Origin of the sequence: Bacillus cereus group sp. MYBK108-1 (assembly GCF_051917185.1) — a bacterium.
GTDB lineage: Bacteria > Bacillota > Bacilli > Bacillales > Bacillaceae_G > Bacillus_A > Bacillus_A cereus.
Genome location: NZ_JBQAHZ010000008.1, coordinates 1 through 18,079 on the forward strand (window position 1 = coordinate 1; position 18,079 = coordinate 18,079).

Genomic DNA, 18,079 nt, shown 5'->3' on the forward strand with positions numbered 1-18,079 from the left:
ATGATGGCAGAGAGGTCACACCCGTTCCCATACCGAACACGGAAGTTAAGCTCTCTAGCGCCGATGGTAGTTGGGACCTTGTCCCTGTGAGAGTAGGACGTTGCCAGGCAATATTATTCCGCAGTAGCTCAGCGGTAGAGCTATCGGCTGTTAACCGATCGGTCGTAGGTTCGATTCCTACCTGCGGAGCCATTGGAGAGCTGTCCGAGTTGGCCGAAGGAGCACGATTGGAAATCGTGTATACGTCACAAGCGTATCAAGGGTTCGAATCCCTTGCTCTCCGCCATAGGATTTATAATATTTGGCCCGTTGGTCAAGTGGTTAAGACACCGCCCTTTCACGGCGGTAACACGGGTTCGAATCCCGTACGGGTCACCACTTTGGAGGATTAGCTCAGCTGGGAGAGCACCTGCCTTACAAGCAGGGGGTCGGCGGTTCGATCCCGTCATCCTCCACCATATAAATTTTATATGAATAGTATTATCGCGGGGTGGAGCAGCACGGTAGCTCGTCGGGCTCATAACCCGAAGGTCGCAGGTTCAAATCCTGTCCCCGCAACCAAATGGTCCCGTGGTGTAGTGGTTAACATGCCTGCCTGTCACGCAGGAGATCGCCGGTTCGACCCCGGTCGGGACCGCCATTTTAATAAGGCTCGGTAGCTCAGTCGGTAGAGCAGAGGACTGAAAATCCTCGTGTCGGCGGTTCGATTCCGTCCCGAGCCACCATTTATTTTAATAAAATACGCCGGCTTAGCTCAATTGGTAGAGCAACTGACTTGTAATCAGTAGGTTGGGGGTTCAAGTCCTCTAGCCGGCACCATGTAAGTTTCGGAGGGGTAGCGAAGTGGCTAAACGCGGCGGACTGTAAATCCGCTCCTTCGGGTTCGGCAGTTCGAATCTGCCCCCCTCCACCATTTACATAGGGGCATAGTTTAAAGGTAGAACTGAGGTCTCCAAAACCTCCAGTGTGGGTTCGATTCCTACTGCCCCTGCCAAATATATTTACACAACATGGCGGTTGTGGCGAAGTGGTTAACGCACCGGATTGTGGCTCCGGCATTCGTGGGTTCGATTCCCATCAGTCGCCCCATTTTTATTTTAAAAATTACAAATAATCTAATGGATACTTACATATAATTAAGTAAGAATTCGATGGGCTATAGCCAAGCGGTAAGGCAACGGACTTTGACTCCGTCATGCGCTGGTTCGAATCCAGCTAGCCCAGCCATTTTTGCGGAAGTAGTTCAGTGGTAGAATACAACCTTGCCAAGGTTGGGGTCGCGGGTTCGAATCCCGTCTTCCGCTCCAATAAAATTTAATATGGCGGCATAGCCAAGTGGTAAGGCAGAGGTCTGCAAAACCTTTATCACCGGTTCAAATCCGGTTGCCGCCTTTTCTTTTGTGCCGATGTGGCGGAATTGGCAGACGCGCACGACTCAAAATCGTGTTCCTTCGGGAGTGTCGGTTCGACCCCGACCATCGGTATCAGTATCATGAACGGCGTAATAAAAGACTCTACACCAAATGTGTAGAGTCTTTTTATGTTTTCATCACACTATAAAATAAGCAAAAATGGTGTGTTGGTGAAATGGTTATAAATGATTAAGGTAAACTTATTCATTTAGTACATGCGATACAGTTGGGGAAAACTACAAAACAATAAAGGGATAAATTTTTATCCCTTTATATAATTTCATTATTTTATAGAGAATTTCTCCAACCTGGTGACATGAAGTTAAATCCGACGCCACCAGTAGATATTAGTACATGATCAGCTGTTAATTTCGTAATTTCTAAGAACTTCTTTTCAAACTCTTTTCTGTTGTATTTGTACATTGTTGAGTGGCATGACCACATGTGCGTTGAAGTACTCAACCAGTCTCCTAATTCCTTTAATTCAGAAAACGACTCAAATCGAATTGGTTCATCTAATTTCATGAATCTCACTTGATAGATAGTTGGGTTTAATTTTTCTCTTATTCCTTTAAAAGCATGTGATTTTTTGTCTTTTGAATGTGTCATAATTCACCCTCCATCTTTTCTTCAAATTTTTTCCTATTTTTATTATACAACAATAGAAAACAATTATGGGAATAATATAGAAATCGGTATTGGCAATATAAAAAGACTCTAACAGAAATGTTAGAGTCTTTTTGTTAAATTATACTATGTGCCTCTAAAATTCGTAATAAACGTAGGAATTCATGTATAATATAACTTGTCGAAAGAACAAAATGATAGTGATTTATATTATGTCTGTAATATGAATCAAAAATGAACTTTTTATATTTCTTTTAAAAATGTGTTGAACACACATTATATTTCATATTAATATTTTTATGTAGATTTAAAACGGGAAAGAGAGTGGAAAGTATGGGCCGTAAATGGAACAATATTAAAGACAAAAAAGCATCAAAAGATGCAAATACAAGCCGTATATACGCGAAATTTGGGCGTGAAATTTATGTGGCAGCAAAACAAGGCGAGCCAGATCCAGAATCAAACCAAGCACTAAGAGTTGTATTAGAGCGTGCGAAAACATACAATGTTCCAAGAACAATTATTGATCGTGCAGTTGAAAAAGCAAAAGGCGGTTCAGAAGAAAATTATGACGAGCTTCGTTATGAAGGATTCGGACCAAATGGAGCTATGGTTATTGTAGATACACTTACAAATAACGTAAACCGTACTGCAGCAGATGTACGAGCTGCATTTAGCAAAAACAGTGGTAATATGGGTGTGAACGGTTCTGTAGCTTACATGTTTGATGCGACAGCTGTTATCGGCCTTGAAGGTAAAACATCAGATGAAGTTCTTGAAATTTTAATGGAAGCAGATGTAGATGCACGTGACATTCTAGAAGAAGAAGATTCTGTTATCGTGTATGCTGAACCAGATCAATTCCATGCAGTACAATCTGCACTTAAAGGTGCTGGCGTTGAGGAGTTTACAGTTGCAGAATTAACAATGCTTGCACAAAGTGATGTAACACTTCCTGAAGATGCTCAAGCACAATTTGAGAAAATGGTTGATGCATTAGAAGATTTAGAAGATGTTCAACAAGTTTATCACAACGTAGACTTAGGAGAGTAATACGATAGATGACCCTTTTCGCTTAGCGGATAGGGTCTTTTTTATGAAGTTAATTAAGGTGATGAAGTATTAAAGGTATTTTGTTGTAGGTAGGGAATATGATTATAGGGATATATAAAATATTCATTATCTCTAGGAGGCTTAATATGGAACATAAGACACCAAAGCATATCGTTGCTGTAGCAGGTTATTTAACAAATGAAAAAAATGAAGTGTTATTAACAAAAGTGCACTGGCGAGCTGATACGTGGGAGTTGCCAGGAGGACAGGTAGAAGAAGGCGAAGCGCTCGATCAAGCTGTCTGTAGGGAAATAAAAGAGGAAACAGGGTTAACGGTGAAGCCTATCGGAATTACAGGCGTTTATTATAATACTTCTATGCATATTCTAGCTGTTGTTTTTAAAGTAGCATATATAAGTGGTGAAATAAAAATTCAACCTGAAGAAATACAAGAGGCTAAATTTGTTGATTTAAATGAAGAGAACATAGATGAGTATATAACGCGTCCTCATATGAAATCCAGAACGCTTGATGCAATGAGAGCAACACATTTTATTCCGTATGAAACGTGGGAAGTACAGCCGTATAATTTAATAGGAAGATTGTAAAGAAAAGAGTAGCCGATTTGAGATACATTCGAATCACTACTCTTTTTTTGTATACTGTTTAAGAAAAAGGTCAAAATAATAATAGCACTAGTATTGATTTAGGGAACATTTGTTCTGTATAATAAATCTATATGTTATATACATTTAGATTACTAGATAGTCAAAAGTATATATATTTGTAGATGATATAATTAAAGTGTAAAGTGAAAATATAATAGTCTTAAGGGTTTCTCTATTATTGGTTATTCGTACTTTAACATAACCTATATTCAATATTTCAGATGAATAGTAGATAAAAAAATACTGTGATACAATACTTTTTTATCCCACTATTTGCTGGGCAGTAAGCCTGATTGATGAGGGCTCATTAAAGTTTCACTTTATACCTTACAATGATGTAAGGTACGTGTAAGAGAAATCGATGGGATATTTTTTTACAACAATGTATTCTTAAAGTAAGAGTTATATGCTGTGTGGAAAAGAGGTGTTCAAGATGAAAGAACGAGTATTATCTAGGGTGAACTATCATCAAAAAGTTGCATTAAATCCAATGACTAAACTTTTTTATAAAGCCATTATATTATTATTATTGTTAAGTTGTACGTTATTATTCATTGGAAATGTAATGATTGAGAAAAGTGATATTAGTAAATTACATGTACCGGCTAAGTTAGAGGTGCCAGAATCATTAACACATGCATTTATTGCGACAGAAGATAAAAGATTTTATCATCATAACGGTTTAGATTATATAGCAATTATTAGGGCATCTGTTGAGAATATAAAGGCTGGTGGTGTCGTGCAAGGAGGAAGTACAATTACACAGCAGCTATCTAAAAATGCCTTTTTAACGAATGAACGTACATTTTCTCGGAAGTGGAAAGAGATTTTTTATACGAAAAAAATTGAACGCACATTTACGAAGGATGAAATTTTAAAATTATATGTAAGTAATATTTATTATGGAGAAGGAGCATGGGGAATTGAAAAAGCAGCAAACCTTTACTTCGGTAAAAAGGTGAACCAATTAACGTTGGCTGAAAGTGCAATGATGGCTGCTGTAGTAAAAGCACCTGCTTATTACTCACCTGCACAAAATTATGATAAAGCAGTAGAGAGACGTAATGTCGTTTTGAGACTAATGGAGAAAGAAGGCTATATAAGCCATGATGAGTATGTTCAAGCAGTTAGTGAGAAATTGGTAATTCGTCATGATATAAAAATAGAGCAGTCGATGTTAAATAGCGCGCGTAAAAAAGCAGTAAGTTAAGAGAAGTTCCTACAGAGGAGCTTCTTTTTTTGAATAAATTGTGACAAATTGTGACACAATATCGTCACAATTATTGTGTTTTTGTAATTTATGTGAGCGTGTTCATTGCGTGACGTATATAAGTGTTGATATTATGTGTATTGTGTACAATGCTGTATACAGAATATGAATTTAAAGAGGAATGTATATGAAATCAAATAAACTCATGGCTCTTGGTATAGTTTTTTCTATCGCAGTATTGATTGTAATTGGAACAATTGCGTATAGCATCATAAATGACAAAAAAGATAAAGGGAATGAGATGTTTGCTTATTCTACGCAACAATCTTTAGGGAAAGATGATGCTCCAGTTAAGGTAGTTGAATTTGGAGACTTTAAATGTCCTGCTTGTCGTACTTGGGATGTAACAGTATTACCTCGATTAAAAGAAGAGTATATTGATAAAGGCAAAGTGCAGTTATATTTTATTAACTTCCCATTTATCGGAAAAGACTCGGATTTAGGTGCAGCAGCTGGTGAAGCAATTTATAAACAAGATAAAGATTCATTCTGGATCTTCTATGATGAGATCTATCAAAATCAAAAGAAAGATACAGAAGAATGGATTACAGAAGATTTGCTTCTTAGCATTGTGAAAGAGAAACTGCCGAAAGTTAATGTAGAGCAATTTACGAAAGATTTACACAGTAAAGACATTAAAGAAAAAGTAAGTAAAGATTCAGATCGTGCTCAAAAATTAAAAGTTCAAGGTGCTCCTTCTGTATATGTAAACGGAAATCTTGCAAATCCTGATTTTGATAGTATGAAGAAGGCAATTGATAAAGAATTGAAAAAGTGATGAGGTCTCTCATCACTTTTTCGACTTTTTTCGATAAAATTCTTGCCTCTACTTTTTTTACATGCTATACTACTTTACATAAGTTATTCTAATATCTTATATGTAATTCATATTTGCGGGTGTAGTTTAGTGGTAAAACAAGAGCCTTCCAAGCTCTGGTCGAGAGTTCGATTCTCTTCACCCGCTCCAAATTTTATTAAATGTTTTTCTATAAATTGTGATCAACGCAGTGTTTCGTTTCCGAGATAAACGAGGCATTGCGTTTTTTAATGTTTGAAAAATATAATTACATGCGAAAATAGAAGTAAATAATAGTATTCCAAACGTGAATTACTAACCAATAGAGTGGTTACATAAGGGGTGGATTCATCTGAGGAGGCGATTAAGAGTGGATTTTGAACAATTAAAGCAAGATGTAATTGCGTATAGTAAAACAATTGGCATAGATAAAATAGGCTTTGCGAGCGCTTCTCCTTTTGAGGAATTAAAGCAGCGCTTAATCCAGCAACAACAATTAAATTATCAATCTGGATTTGAAGAGCCTGATATAGAGAAGAGAACGAATCCGCAACTGTTATTACCGGGTGCTAAATCAATTATTGCGATTGCTTTAGCATATCCTTCAAAATTAAAAAATGCACCATTAAGTAAGCGTGGAGAACGCCGTGGGATTTTTTGTCGTGCTTCTTGGGGACAAGATTATCATCTTGTTTTACGAGATCGTTTGCAAAAATTAGAGGCATATTTAATTGAAAAACTTCCCGATATAGAAGTGAAGTCCATGGTTGATACAGGTGAATTAAGTGATCGAGCTGTATCAGAGCGTGCTGGTATTGGATGGAGCGGTAAAAACTGCTCTATTATTACACCTGAATTTGGTTCGTACGTATACTTAGGGGAAATGATTACAAATGTTCCATTCCCGCCAGATAAGCCGATAGAAGATCAATGCGGAGGCTGTACGAAATGTATCGATATTTGCCCTACCGGTGCTTTAATACAGGGGGGACAGTTAGATTCGAAGAAGTGCATTGCGTTTTTAACACAAACGAAAGGATTCCTACCTGAAGAATATCGCGATAAAATAGGAAATCGCATATATGGATGTGATACGTGTCAGACTGTTTGTCCGAAAAACAAAGGAATGGATTTTCATAATCATCCTGAGATGGAGCCGGATCCTGAGCTAGTTAAACCATTATTAACGCCACTTTTAACAATTAGTAATCGTGATTTTAAAGAGAAATATGGGATTATGTCAGGGTCATGGAGAGGGAAAAAACCACTGCAAAGAAATGCGATTTTAGCATTAGCACATTTTAAAGAAGCATCGGCAATTCCAGATTTAATTGGTGTTATGAAAGATGACCCAAGACCGGTACTACGCGGAACGGCAGCATGGGCACTTGGGAAAATTGGCGGAGATGGAGTAGGCGAAGCGATTGAGAAAGCGATGGAACGTGAGAAAGATGAAGAAGTGCTTCATGAAATGAATCGCGGGCTTGAATTGTTAGCACAGAAAAAAGAGTAGATAATATTTCCCTTTTTCATATTGTAATATGGGAGGGAGACAGAATGGTTGTAAAAACGAAGATTGAAAACCAAGTACAACAATTTTTAGCATATATAACGGAGAAAAGAACGAATGTGGATGGTATTGCTGAGGATTTACTACAAATGGCACTGAGAAAGAAACAATTGTTTCAAAGGCGTAGTGCACATATAGTGAAAGCAACTGCGGATGTTTCTTTCATTAGACAATTAAATAGTAATGACCATCAAGAAATTGATTATCAAATACATTTTAAATATTTAATTAAGCATAAAGAATTATTTTATATTGAAGAGGAACAATTAAAACGAAGAGTTTGTTTAAATAATAGTCGAATTATAGGCGATTCTGCTATTGAAGTGTCAGAAGAAATTAGAATGGGTGAGACATTAGAAAGGGATATTACGAAAGAGAAGTACGGTTCTTATCAGTATAATCGTTTAGAGGCAGTGAAATATGCAGAGCGTTGGTGGGATGACCGGAATCCTATGTATCGTAATTTCCCTGATAATTGTACGAATTTCATTTCTCAATGTCTTCATACTGGAGAAGTACCTATGAACGGGTATCCTAATATTCGTAAAGGATGGTGGCAAAGGGAGAATCAGTGGAGTTGGAGCTGGGCTGTTGCACATTCTTTTTATTGGTATTTGTCAGGTGCTACAACAGGACTTCGAGCAGAGGCGGTAGAGAGGCCAGAAGAACTTATTCTTGGAGATGTCATTGCTTATGATTTCGAGGATGACGGAAGATGGAATCATACGACGATTGTAGTAGCAAAAGATGCAGATGGTATGCCGCTTGTAAATGCACATTCAGCGAATAGCCGTCGACGTTATTGGAACTATGAAGACTCTAGTAAATATACACCACAAATGAAATATAAATTCTTTCATATTATTAATGGGTAGAGATTTTTCGCTCAAGTGGTATAATACGTAGTAGACAAAAAACAGAGGTGAATATCGCGTGGGAGTACATGTTGTTTTATATCAGCCAGAAATTCCAGCAAATACAGGGAATATTGCTCGTACTTGTGCAGCAACTGGAACAGAATTACATTTGATTAGACCGCTTGGATTTTCAACGGATGATAAAATGTTAAAGCGTGCAGGATTAGATTATTGGCAGCACGTAAAAATTACGTATTATGATTCAATTGAAGAATTTTATGAAAAAAATAAAGACGGTGAATTCTTCTATTTAACAAAGTATGGCGAGAAAGCTCATACAGCGTTTGACTATAGCAAGCGTGAGAAGGATTACTATTTTGTATTTGGAAGAGAAACAAACGGCTTACCAGCTAATGTAATCGAAGAAAACTTTGATCATTGTTTACGTATTCCAATGACAGATAAAGTACGTTCATTAAATTTATCTAATACAGCAGCAATTTTAATTTATGAAGCGTTCCGTCAACAAAATTACCCTGGATTAGATTTAGAAATCGTTTATTAAAAGTCGCCATATGGCGACTTTTTTTTATAAAATAAAAATAATATATAATCATACATTTAAAAGAGAGGACATAATCATATAGAATGGGATATATGATTAAAAATAGATAAGACGGGTTGAGATAAATATGAAGGAAGAATATAGTAATCAAAATACCTTTTTAAGTATGATAGATATGGATTTAATTAGACAAGGATTATTACATGCTATTCAAGATTTAGTATTCATATTGAAAGTTATTGATAATGAAACGTTTCAATATATGTATGTGAATAAAATAGGAATGGATTATGCTAGGTTAAGCGAAGAGTGCTATGGAAAAACTTTTGCAGAAGTATTACCAAAAGATATAGCGGGGATATTGCAAAGGCAATATGCAAAAGTAGTGAGAGAAGCGAAAGCACACACCTTTTGTGATGTAGTCAATTTACCAAAAGGTGAGATACATTATGAATCTTCACTTAATCCTGTCTGCGACGAAGAAGGAATATGTCAATTTGTTATTTGTATTACAAGAGATATTACAGCTCAAATTGAGGAGAAGACAAAGATAGAGGAAAAACAAATGTTATTTAAGTCGTTACTGGAATATAATAATGACTCAATTATATCTATAGATTCTATAGGGAGAGTTACATATGCAAATCCGGCAACGTATGAAATATTTGGATACCGGTATGAGGAATTAAATAATAAATTTATTTTTGAATTCATTAATAAAGAATATGAAAAAGATTTTCAAATTATATTTAAGGGATCGATGCAAGGAAAAGCAAAACAAATTGTTTCAAAGAAATATGTTCATAAAGAAGGGTACGAGCTATATATTTCTTTGAGAACTATCCCGATTATTGTGAACGGTGAAATTGTTGGGATTTATATTGTTACGAGAGATGTTACAAGGCAAGTATTAAACGAAATGCGAACAGAATATTTAGCTTACTATGACCAGTTAACGGGATTAATGAATAGAATTTCATGTACAAATAAGTTAAATACTTTTTTAAATGAGAGTGTAAATTTTGCGCTTGTATTTATAGATTTAGATGAGTTTCATCGTATTAATGATACATTTGGTCATAAAGAGGGAGATAAAGTATTACAAAAAGTTACAGAATGTTTAAGCAATCTAAAAATAGAAGGTATGCACTTATTTAGAGAACACGATGATCAATTTGTTATGTTGATAGAAAATATAAAGAAAGAATATGTAGAGGAAGTTGCAAAAAGCATACTGAAAAATATTAGTGAATATTTTGTAATCGAAGAAGAAGATGTATATTTAAGTGCATCAATTGGAATTGTAATGGCTCCAGCAGATGGAGAAGATGAAAAAATACTATTTCAGAGGGTCGATGCTGCTTTAGAAAAAGCAAAAGAAAAAGGAAAAGGACATTATCATTTTTATTGTAGTGGATTAGACTGTGAGCGTGAACAAAGGTTTATAATAGAAAACCAGTTACATCGTGCTATAGAAAAAAATGAATTTTTCTTATATTATCAGCCACAAATTAATATTGAAACGAAAAAAATAGCTAGTATGGAAGCTTTAATAAGGTGGGAGAATAAGGAATTAGGATTTGTTTCTCCAAACCAATTTATTCCGTTGGCAGAAAGAACAGGATTTATTATTAAGCTCGATGAATGGGTAGTAAATCAAGTGTGTCAGCAACTGCGCGAATGGTTAAATAAAGGATATGAAGTGGTCCCAATTGCGGTTAATATTTCAGCTAGACACTTTCGTTCTATTACATTAATAGAGATGATTACACGGGCTTTAAATAAGTACAATGTATCAGCTCATTTATTAGCGATAGAGGTTACAGAAGGAGCTCTTATACATAAAGATATATCAAAGAGAGTGTTACTACAATTAAAAGAACAAAATTTAAAGATTCATTTAGATGATTTTGGAACAGGCTATTCATCTTTAAGTTATTTAAAAACATATCCAATTGATACTTTAAAAATTGATCGTTCTTTTATGGAAGGTATACATATAGATGAACGTGATACGAATATTACAGCTGCAATTATTCATTTAGCTCATACTTTAGAATTGAATATAATTGCAGAAGGAGTAGAAAAAAAGGAGCAAATACAGTTTTTGAAAGAAAAGAATGTGAAGCTTGTACAAGGTTATTATTATAGCCGACCACTATCCAAATATGATATGGAAAATATGTATTATAAATAAAAAAATGATGTGCTAAAAGCACATCATTTTTTATGTGTACCTGGTTTGTCATTGTAACCGGATGTAAAAATAGCTGTAAGAAATGTGAGTGATACACCTAAAATTAATAATAATTTCATACTAATATCCTCCTTACTGTTTTCGGTTTATGAGTTTTATTTATTATCCAAAATGTATGTAAGGTTCTTAGAAGAAAAGAATTTATTTATAATGAATAGCAGTGTAAAAATGTTAATACCTATATTATACAGAATTTTCTTTGAATTTTGGAGAGAATTTTAGCGTGCTATTATATATTTCGTTTTGATTTAAAGAATGTTTAAGGACATCCTAGCATACCTTTTATAATAATCCGATTGAACAAGGAGATGGGGGAGGAGCTATAATGGATATTCTAAAAAAGATTGAACAGCATCGAGCAGCAGAAGAACGTTTACAATGGGAAGGTACGTTTGCGGAGTATTTGGAGCTTGTGAAAGAAAGACCATGGGTGGCTCAAACAGCACACTCTCGCATTTACAATATGATAAAAGACGCTGGAATTGAAGAAGTTGATGGTAGAAGAAAGTATAACTTCTTTAGTAATCAGCTCTTTGGATTAGAGGATGCTCTAGAACGTCTTGTAGAGGAATATTTTCATCCATCTGCAAAACGATTAGATGTTAGAAAAAGAATTTTATTATTAATGGGTCCTGTTAGTGGAGGGAAATCAACGTTAGTTACAATGTTGAAACGAGGATTAGAAACATATTCAAGAACAGATCGCGGAGCAATTTTTGCAATTAAAGGATGCCCAATGCACGAGGATCCACTGCATTTAATTCCACATCATTTACGAGATGATTTCTTTGATGAGTATGGGGTTAGAATTGAAGGGAATTTATCACCACTAAATGTCATGCGTTTAGAGCAAGAATACGGATCAAGAATTGAGGATGTAGTTGTAGAGCGTATTTTCTTCTCTGAAGATCGCCGTACAGGGATTGGTACATTTAGCCCGTCTGATCCAAAATCACAGGATATTGCAGATTTAACAGGTAGTCTGGACTTTTCTACGATTGCAGAATATGGTTCAGAATCAGATCCGCGTGCGTATCGATTTGATGGAGAATTAAATAAGGCAAACCGAGGAATGATGGAGTTCCAAGAGATGTTAAAATGCGATGAGAAGTTTTTATGGCACTTATTATCGCTTACGCAAGAAGGGAATTTCAAAGCGGGAAGATTTGCGCTTATTTCAGCAGATGAATTAATTGTAGCGCATACGAATGAAACAGAGTATCGCTCATTTATAGCAAATAAGAAAAATGAAGCATTGCACTCAAGAATTATTGTAATGCCAGTTCCTTATAATTTACGAGTAAGTGAAGAAGAACATATTTATGAAAAAATGATTCGTGAAAGTGATGTATCGAATGTTCACATTGCACCACACACACTTCGCGTTGCAGCAATGTTCACTATTTTAACTCGTTTAAAAGATCCGAAGCGTCCGGATATTGATTTAATTAAAAAGATGCGTTTGTATGATGGAGAAACGGTAGAAGGTTATAATGCGATTGATGTAGAAGAATTACAACGCGAATATCAAGATGAAGGTATGAAGGGTATTGATCCTCGTTATGTCATTAACCGAATTTCGTCTACAATCATTCGAAAAGAGGTACCATCTATTAACGCGTTAGATGTACTTAGATCTTTAAAAGATGGGCTAGATCAGCATCCATCCATTAGTAATGAAGACCGTGAACGTTACATGAACTTCATCTCATTAGCGAGAAAAGAATACGATGAAATCGCGAAGAAAGAAGTACAAAAAGCGTTTGTTTATTCATATGAAGAATCAGCTAAGACGCTTATGGATAATTACTTAGATAACGTCGAGGCGTACTGCAATAAATCGAAATTACGTGATCCGTTAACAGGAGAAGAAATGAGTCCAGATGAAAAATTAATGCGCTCAATTGAAGAGCAAATTGGAATTTCAGAAAATGCTAAGAAAGCGTTCCGTGAAGAGATTTTAATTCGCATTTCTGCTTATGCCCGTAAAGGAAAACGTTTTGATTATAATTCACATGAACGTCTTCGTGAAGCGATTCAGAAAAAACTATTTGCTGATTTAAAAGATATAGTGAAAATTACAACATCAACGAAAACGCCGGACGAGAATCAGCTTAAGAAAATCAATGATGTTGTTGCGCGTTTAATTGATGAGCATGGCTATAATTCTTCTTCAGCAAACGAATTACTACGCTATGTAGGTAGCTTGTTAAACAGATAGTTTGATAACAAAACGCTGTCTCTTGTATTTTGCGGGACAGCGTTTTATTATCCGTTCATATGTGTATAAAGTGTCATACCTTGTCCAAATGTAATAAATTAAGATGCAATTTTATGAATTTATTGTCAATTATTTTTACAATATGCATATGATAGAGTAACCAACCATTCATACGAAAAAAGCCAACACAATACAATATGTTGCAAAGTAAAAATGTGTGCAACAATGCATTGTGTTTCTTTCTTATCAGTGGCTGAATATTTCTTTCTATTATGTGAGTGGCAAAATTTTGTTTAGGATGCTCGGGGTATTGTATGAAAAACGTTATAAATGTTTATGGGATGATTTTCTGTGGGCAGTTACCTTTCAAACATTCTAGCTTGCACATTACAGAACAAAATTTATAGATTGCTGTTCATACAGGAAGACAATTACAGTAAGGAGGGAAAGGAATGGGCGAAGAAAATCAACCAAATTATACGATTTCACAGGAAAACTGGTCCCTCCATCGCAAAGGATATGACGACCAACAGCGCCATCAAGAAAAAGTACAAGAGGCAATTAAGAATAATTTACCCGATCTTGTAACAGAAGAAAGTATAGTTATGTCTAATGGCAAGGATGTTGTAAAAATACCAATTCGTTCTCTAGATGAATATAAGATTAGATACAATTATGATAAAAATAAACATGTTGGGCAAGGAAACGGTGACAGCAAAGTTGGTGATGTCGTTGCGAGAGATGGATCAGGTGGTCAAAAACAAAAAGGGCCAGGAAAAGGGCAAGGAGCAGGAGATGCAGCTGGGGAAGATTACTATGAAGCTGAAGTCTCTATTTTAGAATTAGAGCAAGCGTTTTTCAGAGAGTTAGAACTGCCTAATTTAAAGAGAAAAGAAATGGATGAAAACCGGATTGAACATGTTGAATTTAATGACATTAGAAAAACAGGATTATGGGGAAATATTGATAAGAAAAGAACAATGATATCCGCATATAAACGAAATGCGATGGGTGGTAAAGCATCTTTTCATCCGATTCATCAAGAAGACTTAAAGTTCCGCACTTGGAATGAAGTGTTAAAGCCAGATTCAAAAGCTGTTGTATTAGCGATGATGGATACGAGTGGATCGATGGGAATATGGGAGAAATATATGGCACGTAGCTTCTTTTTCTGGATGACAAGATTTTTACGCACAAAGTATGAAACAGTTGATATTGAATTTATTGCTCATCATACAGAAGCGAAAGTCGTTACAGAAGAAGAATTTTTCTCAAAAGGAGAAAGTGGCGGAACAATATGTTCTTCCGTATATAAAAAAGCATTAGAACTTATCGATAATAAATATTCACCTGACCGCTATAATATTTATCCATTCCATTTTTCAGATGGTGATAATTTAACATCAGATAATGCTAGATGTGTAAAACTTGTTGAAGAGCTAATGAAGAAGTGTAATATGTTTGGGTATGGGGAAGTGAACCAGTATAACCGCCATAGTACACTCATGTCAGCCTATAAAAATATTAAAGATGATAATTTCAGATATTATATTTTAAAGCAAAAAGCAGACGTATTTCATGCGATGAAAAGCTTTTTTAGAGAAGAATCAGGTGAGAAAATGGCATAACCTCTTTTAAAGAGGTTCTTTTTTTGTAAACTTTTTATTTTTTCAGTTGACAATGATAATGAAAATCATTATCATTTATTCGAGAAATGATTACATTTCGAATTATATATTTCAGAGGAGATGTAAAGTTGAAACAAAATAAAAGAAAACGTATAAATGCAATGATTATAGCGGCGGCGTTATCACTTCCGTTTGCTGTGTATTCAACACCTGCTTTAGCGGCAGTAGCAATTGAGGCGAATAAAACTGGACAAGGTTTAGAAGATGGTACATATGACGCTGTTATTAAAGCCTATAAAGATAAAACGAATGAAGAGTCTATGGCAGCTGTCTATATAAAGGATCCGAAATTAACAATTGAGAATGGAAAGAAAATTGTAACAGCAACGTTAAGTGATAGTGATTTCTTCAAATACTTGAAAACAGAAGATATTCATACTCCTGGTGTGTTTCATGATGTAAAAGTAATATCAGAAGATAAAAAGAAAAATGGAACGAAAGTGATTCAATTTGAAGTTGGAGATTTAGGGAAAAGATACAATATGCAGATGCACATTTATATTCCGACAATGGCTTATGATAATAAGTATCAAGTGCAGTTTGAAGTAAATGCTTTAAATTTAGAAAATAATGTTCCAAAAGAAAAAAAGGAAAAAGTGGACCAACAAGATGAAAGTGGAAATGTAATATTAGATAAGCAATTAAAAAGGCATATTAATAAATATAATTTGAAGAGAGTGGATTTAAATACTCCAATAACTAAGGAAGATTTATTAAAAGTTAAATACTTAACAGTCGTTGAAGCTAAAAGTAAAGGAATACAAGACGTAAGCGGTCTAGAATATATGACGAATTTAGAAAACTTAATGTTGGAAGAAGTTAAGTTAGAAAATATACAATTTATCTCGAAGTTGAGAAAATTAAAATCAGTGGATATAACTTATAGTGAACTTCAAGATATTGGACCTCTAGCTGAGCTAGAGGCTATTGAATCTTTAAATCTAAGAAACAATAAAATCTCAGATTTAAGCCCATTAAGCCAAATGAAGAAGATTAACATACTAGATTTAAGTAGTAACTGTATAAAAGAGATTAAACCATTATTTACATTGACATCTTTAAGGACTTTGAATGTAGCAAATAATCAAATTAGTAATGATAACCTTGCTGGGATTGAGCAATTGAAAAATATAAAGAAATTATCATTAAGGAACAATGGACTTACTAATATTGAACATGTTACATCAATGAAAAAATTAATAGAGTTAGATCTTGCTAAAAATGAATTAGAAAACATCGAACCTTTATCAAGATTGTCTACTGTACAATCACTTAATTTAGAAGAAAACTATATTTCAGATATAACGCCACTTAGTCAATTAACAGGTTTATATGATTTAAAACTAGGTTCAAATGAAATTCGTGATGTTAGACCTGTTCAAGAGCTAGGGAAAAGAATGTATATCGATATTCAAAGACAAAAAATCTTTTTAGATAATGTAGAAAAAAATAAGGAAGTTAAAATACCCGTCTATAATTTACAAGGAGATCCAATTAATACTATTCGATTGAAGAGTGAAGGTGGAATAGTTAATAATGGTGCTGTTAAATGGGATACTGCTGGAGAAAAAACATATGAATTTATGTTGGATATAAAGCCAGAGAAGAATGGTATTAAGTTTAATGGAACAGTAATTCAAAATGTTGTTGAAAGATTAGATGAAATAAAGGAAACAATAAAAGAGGATAATGAACAAAAGGAAAATGTAATTCTCGATAAAACTTTACAACAACATATTAATAAAGAGAATTTAGGTAGAGAGAATTTAAACGCTCCTATCACAAAAGAAGATTTATTACAGATTAAAAAACTAGAGATACTTAAAGAAAAAGGAAATGAGATAAAAGATATAACAGGTTTAGAATACATGACGAACTTAGAAAACCTCACTTTAGAAGGAGTAGACCTGAAAAATATTGAGTTCATCTCAAACTTGAAGCAATTGAATAATGTGAATGTATCTCATAATCAAATTGAAGATATAACACCACTATCTTCATTGGAAAATTTACAGTGGTTAAATCTTGCGGACAATCATATTAAAGATGTAACGGTTATTGGTTCCATGCTAAACTTATTTAGCTTAAATCTAGCTGGAAATGAGATTCGTGATGTAAGGCCGTTAATACAATTAGGTCAGTGGTTTACAATTGATGTTGGAAGACAAAATATCATTTTAAATGATGCAAAAATAAACGAAGAAATTCAAATTCCTGTATATGATTTAGAAGGAGAAAGTATTGAAAATATTCAATTGGTAAGTGAGGGAGGGACGTTTAATAACGGAGTAATAAAATGGAGTACCCCAGGTGAAAAGGTGTATAAATTTGATTTAGATTCTGATGAAATTAGCATAAGGTTTAACGGAACAGTTATACAGAATATAGTGGAAAAAGAAGAAGTTGAAGGTATAAAAGAAGAAGTGAAAGAACCGGTAAAAGAAGTTGAAGAAACAAAAGAAGAAGTGAAAGAACCGGTAAAAGAAGTTGAAAGTACAAAAGAAGAAGTGAAAGAACCGGTAAAAGAAGTTGAAAGTACAAAAGAAGAAGTGAAAGAACCGGTAAAAGAAGTTGAAGGTATAAAAGAAGAAGTGAAAGAACCGGTAAAAGAAGTTGAAGGTACAAAAGAAGAAGTAAAAGAGCCGGTAAAAGAAGTTGAAGGTACAAAAGAAGAAGTAAAAGAGCCGGTAAAAGAAGTTGAAGAAGCGAAAGAACCAAAGAAAGAAGTAAAAGAATCAGTAACAGGATTGGATCAAGAGCCAAAAGGGAATAATCAAGTTGTTGAAAACGAGGGAAGAAAAGCAGACACTTTAAATAAACAACATACTAATAAGCCAGAGGAAGGCAAGAAATTTTTACCATCAACAGGCGGTGAAGCTAGCACATCGACTTTACTTTCTGGGTTAACACTTGTTCTTTCCGCACTAAGTATGTTCGTATTTAGAAAGAGATTATTTAAGAAATAAATAACGTTTAATCTTATTATTATATATAATTAATTTTAGCTTTTTTGAGAAGACATTATCATGGCGGTTTTATTAGAAACATGCATATGATGGTGTCTTTTGTATAAGAGATAGAATAAAACCCCATTC

General features: G+C 34.5%; 12 protein-coding genes, 16 tRNA genes and 1 rRNA gene. 28 read left to right on the forward strand and 1 reads right to left on the reverse strand.

Annotated elements, in window-relative coordinates; genetic code table 11:
- The 16 genes from rrf to ACTFSL_RS13520 all read left to right on the forward strand — a co-directional run.
- Positions 1–109 (forward strand): 5S ribosomal RNA (gene rrf, locus ACTFSL_RS13445); the annotation flags it as partial.
- 8 nt (positions 110–117) lie between these two features.
- Positions 118–192: transfer RNA gene (locus tag ACTFSL_RS13450), tRNA-Asn, on the forward strand.
- Positions 193–194: 2 nt separating this feature from the next.
- Positions 195–286, forward strand: a tRNA-Ser gene (locus ACTFSL_RS13455).
- A gap of 17 nt (positions 287–303) precedes the next feature.
- A tRNA-Glu gene (locus ACTFSL_RS13460) sits at positions 304–378 on the forward strand.
- 4 nt (positions 379–382) lie between these two features.
- Positions 383–458: transfer RNA gene (locus ACTFSL_RS13465), tRNA-Val, on the forward strand.
- 26 nt (positions 459–484) lie between these two features.
- A tRNA-Met gene (locus tag ACTFSL_RS13470) sits at positions 485–561 on the forward strand.
- Between the two features lie 3 nt (positions 562–564).
- A tRNA-Asp gene (locus ACTFSL_RS13475) sits at positions 565–640 on the forward strand.
- Positions 641–649: 9 nt separating this feature from the next.
- A tRNA-Phe gene (locus ACTFSL_RS13480) sits at positions 650–725 on the forward strand.
- Between the two features lie 18 nt (positions 726–743).
- Positions 744–819, forward strand: a tRNA-Thr gene (locus ACTFSL_RS13485).
- A gap of 10 nt (positions 820–829) precedes the next feature.
- Positions 830–913 (forward strand) — tRNA-Tyr (locus ACTFSL_RS13490).
- A 7-nt stretch (positions 914–920) separates the two neighbouring features.
- A tRNA-Trp gene (locus ACTFSL_RS13495) sits at positions 921–994 on the forward strand.
- A 19-nt stretch (positions 995–1,013) separates the two neighbouring features.
- Positions 1,014–1,089 (forward strand) — tRNA-His (locus tag ACTFSL_RS13500).
- A 63-nt stretch (positions 1,090–1,152) separates the two neighbouring features.
- A tRNA-Gln gene (locus ACTFSL_RS13505) sits at positions 1,153–1,227 on the forward strand.
- Positions 1,228–1,232: 5 nt separating this feature from the next.
- Positions 1,233–1,307, forward strand: a tRNA-Gly gene (locus tag ACTFSL_RS13510).
- 14 nt (positions 1,308–1,321) lie between these two features.
- Positions 1,322–1,392 (forward strand) — tRNA-Cys (locus tag ACTFSL_RS13515).
- A 10-nt stretch (positions 1,393–1,402) separates the two neighbouring features.
- A tRNA-Leu gene (locus ACTFSL_RS13520) sits at positions 1,403–1,484 on the forward strand.
- 216 nt (positions 1,485–1,700) lie between these two features.
- Here the strand turns inward: ACTFSL_RS13520 and ACTFSL_RS13525 are convergent.
- Positions 1,701–2,021, reverse strand: a complete 321-nt coding sequence (locus ACTFSL_RS13525; protein WP_440041846.1) for a DUF3884 family protein — start codon at positions 2,019–2,021, stop codon at positions 1,701–1,703.
- Between the two features lie 351 nt (positions 2,022–2,372).
- Between ACTFSL_RS13525 and ACTFSL_RS13530 the strand changes: the two genes are divergently transcribed.
- From ACTFSL_RS13530 to ACTFSL_RS13585, 12 genes are all read left to right on the forward strand, one after another.
- Positions 2,373–3,092, forward strand: coding sequence for a YebC/PmpR family DNA-binding transcriptional regulator (locus tag ACTFSL_RS13530; protein ID WP_000532952.1), 720 nt, complete (start codon positions 2,373–2,375; stop codon positions 3,090–3,092).
- A 146-nt stretch (positions 3,093–3,238) separates the two neighbouring features.
- On the forward strand, positions 3,239–3,700 hold the full coding sequence (locus ACTFSL_RS13535; protein ID WP_000400455.1) for an NUDIX hydrolase: 462 nt from the start codon (positions 3,239–3,241) through the stop codon (positions 3,698–3,700).
- A 493-nt stretch (positions 3,701–4,193) separates the two neighbouring features.
- Entirely contained in the window at positions 4,194–4,970 is a 777-nt protein-coding gene (locus ACTFSL_RS13540) for a transglycosylase domain-containing protein (RefSeq protein ID WP_000664715.1), read from the forward strand.
- A 187-nt stretch (positions 4,971–5,157) separates the two neighbouring features.
- Entirely contained in the window at positions 5,158–5,808 is a 651-nt protein-coding gene (locus tag ACTFSL_RS13545) for a DsbA family protein (RefSeq protein ID WP_440041848.1), read from the forward strand.
- Positions 5,809–5,923: 115 nt separating this feature from the next.
- Positions 5,924–5,997, forward strand: a tRNA-Gly gene (locus ACTFSL_RS13550).
- 199 nt (positions 5,998–6,196) lie between these two features.
- Complete coding sequence (queG, locus tag ACTFSL_RS13555) at positions 6,197–7,339, forward strand: tRNA epoxyqueuosine(34) reductase QueG (RefSeq protein ID WP_000345215.1); 1,143 nt, start codon at positions 6,197–6,199, stop codon at positions 7,337–7,339.
- Positions 7,340–7,383: 44 nt separating this feature from the next.
- The gene (locus tag ACTFSL_RS13560; RefSeq protein WP_000260591.1) at positions 7,384–8,271 is read left to right on the forward strand and encodes an amidase domain-containing protein; all 888 of its coding nucleotides are present in this window, start codon (positions 7,384–7,386) and stop codon (positions 8,269–8,271) included.
- Between the two features lie 58 nt (positions 8,272–8,329).
- Positions 8,330–8,818 (forward strand): tRNA (uridine(34)/cytosine(34)/5-carboxymethylaminomethyluridine(34)-2'-O)-methyltransferase TrmL, encoded by a 489-nt coding sequence (gene trmL, locus ACTFSL_RS13565; RefSeq protein ID WP_000538147.1) that lies wholly within the window; start codon positions 8,330–8,332, stop codon positions 8,816–8,818.
- Positions 8,819–8,945: 127 nt separating this feature from the next.
- Complete coding sequence (locus ACTFSL_RS13570; protein WP_000657172.1) at positions 8,946–11,015, forward strand: sensor domain-containing protein; 2,070 nt, start codon at positions 8,946–8,948, stop codon at positions 11,013–11,015.
- A 385-nt stretch (positions 11,016–11,400) separates the two neighbouring features.
- Positions 11,401–13,296 (forward strand): PrkA family serine protein kinase, encoded by a 1,896-nt coding sequence (locus tag ACTFSL_RS13575; RefSeq protein ID WP_000353273.1) that lies wholly within the window; start codon positions 11,401–11,403, stop codon positions 13,294–13,296.
- A 452-nt stretch (positions 13,297–13,748) separates the two neighbouring features.
- Entirely contained in the window at positions 13,749–14,924 is a 1,176-nt protein-coding gene (gene yhbH / locus ACTFSL_RS13580; protein ID WP_006925084.1) for a sporulation protein YhbH, read from the forward strand.
- A gap of 128 nt (positions 14,925–15,052) precedes the next feature.
- Positions 15,053–17,950, forward strand: a complete 2,898-nt coding sequence (locus tag ACTFSL_RS13585) for a leucine-rich repeat domain-containing protein (RefSeq protein ID WP_440041850.1) — start codon at positions 15,053–15,055, stop codon at positions 17,948–17,950.
- The last annotated feature ends 129 nt before the right edge of the window (positions 17,951–18,079 follow it).